The sequence below is a fragment of the Brevundimonas sp. CURTG3B2_SDJG genome, from assembly GCF_057364705.1.
Genome location: NZ_JBNFOJ010000427.1, coordinates 1 through 1,771 on the forward strand (window position 1 = coordinate 1; position 1,771 = coordinate 1,771).

Below are 1,771 nucleotides of genomic sequence, written 5' to 3' on the forward strand. Positions count from 1 at the left end.
AGAGAGAGAGAGAGAGAGAGAGAGAGAGAGAGCCCGAGCCCGAGCCCGACGGCCTATTCGCCCTTCTTGGCCGCCATCTTGGCCAGCAGCCGGCCTCGCCCCTTGGCCAGGGCGTGGATGACGCCGCGGAAGGTGGCCACCTCCTGCTCGCTGAAGGCGGCGCGGCCCAGCATGACGCGCAGGTTCTGGCTCATCGAGCGCTTCTTCTCGGGCGGATAGAAGAAGCCGCCGGCCTCCAGCTCCGCCTCCAGGTGCTCGTACAGGCCGACCAGCAGGTCGTTGGACGCCGGCGGATCCTGCTCGCGGAACCGCGGCGGCGGGGCGTCCAGGATCAGGGTGCGCCACTCATAGGCGTTGATCGCCACGGCTTGCGCCAGGTTCAGCGAATGGTGTTTGGGGTCGATCGGGATGGTGACGATGCCGGCCGTCAGGGCGATGTCGGTCGTCTCCAGCCCCGCCCGCTCGCCGCCGAACAGCAGGCCGGTCTTCAGGCCCGAGGCGATGTCGTCGTAGAGGATCCGCGACGCCTCGCGCGGGGTGCGCACCGGCATGCGGGTCTCGCGCGGGCGGGCGGTGGTCGAAAAGACGGTGTTCAGGTCCGCGACCGCCCCGGCCACGCTGTCGAACACCTGGACTCCGTCCAGCACCCAGTCGGCGCCCGACGCCGTCGCCCAGGCGCGGTCCTGGGGCCAACCGTCGCGCGGGCTGACCAGGCGCAGCTCCGACAGGCCGAAATTGGCCATCACTCGCGCCACCGCGCCGATGTTGTCGGCGAGTTGGGACTTGTCGAGGATGACGACGGGCGGGGTCAGGTCGGGCATGGCCCGTCCCTACCCCCGCCGCTTCCGGGGCGAAAGGGCCGCCTTAGTCCTCGCCGACCATGGCCAGCCAAGGATCGACGGTCCCGGCCTCGACCTCCGCCACCTTGACCGCCGGCCAGCCGATCGAGGCGGTTCCCGAGGCGCGCCACGCCAGGACGGTCAGGTCGCGCAGCTCCGAGGCGCCCGCCGCCAGCCGGGCGACAGCGAACTCGGCGCCCCGGGGATCGGCGTCGCGGAAGCCGCCAGCCTTCTCAAGCCGATAGAAGGGCGTCACCTCGGCCAGGGTGGCCTTCAGATAGGCCGGCACGCGCGTCCTCAGGTCGAAGCCGTCCAGCCGGGGCGTCGCCATCGCCGCCTCGATCGCGTCCAGGCGCGCCACCCGGGCCGTAAACGCGCCCTCGAACTGGCCGTGGGTCTGGCGCGAGGTGGTGAAGCCTTCCGGGTTGGGCGTGTTCCGGTCCCAGCCGTTGTAGTGGATCGTCGTGTGGTGCGGCTGAGAGCCGTCGCCGACGTAGTGGCTCAGCACGCCCAGGTCGCGCAGGATCAGGGCCTCGCGCCGCTCGCGGTCCACGCGATACCATTCGCGCTTGGCCGGATCGGTCTCGCGCGCTCCTGGGCGTTCAGCACGCGCCAGTAGGCGAAGTCGCGGCCCAGCTGCTGCCAGGCGTCCATGATCGCATAGGGCAGGTAGCCGGCGTCGTTGACGTCCAGGCCCGCCGCGATCAGGGCGGCGTCGTATTCCGACTTCAGGTTCGGCAGGGCGTCGATCGACGGGCCCGCGGCGCTCATGATGTGGCCCGTGTCGTCCATGTCGACGAAGTGGGCGGTGTCCCGCTCGCGGTCGTGCGGCTGGCCGGCGCCCTTCCAGCGGTCGGGCTCGCGCGACAGTTCGCCGACCTGAGCCGCGGCCTCCGGCGTGCGCAGGAAGGCGGGCAGCTCGTCGGGCAGGC

At 71.4% G+C, this 1,771-nt stretch carries 2 protein-coding genes and 1 pseudogene; all 3 read right to left on the minus strand.

Annotated elements, in window-relative coordinates; translation table 11 throughout:
* Positions 1-53 precede the first annotated feature (53 nt).
* Positions 54-821, minus strand: coding sequence for an RNA methyltransferase (locus tag AC2W7C_RS17420; protein WP_486002497.1), 768 nt, complete (start codon positions 819-821; stop codon positions 54-56).
* 43 nt (positions 822-864) lie between these two features.
* On the minus strand, positions 865-1,392 hold the full coding sequence (locus AC2W7C_RS17425) for a hypothetical protein (RefSeq protein WP_486002498.1): 528 nt from the start codon (positions 1,390-1,392) through the stop codon (positions 865-867).
* Positions 1,365-1,771 (minus strand): annotated as a pseudogene (locus AC2W7C_RS17430) (S1/P1 Nuclease); the annotation flags it as partial. The pseudogene AC2W7C_RS17430 and the gene AC2W7C_RS17425, both read right to left, overlap by 28 nt.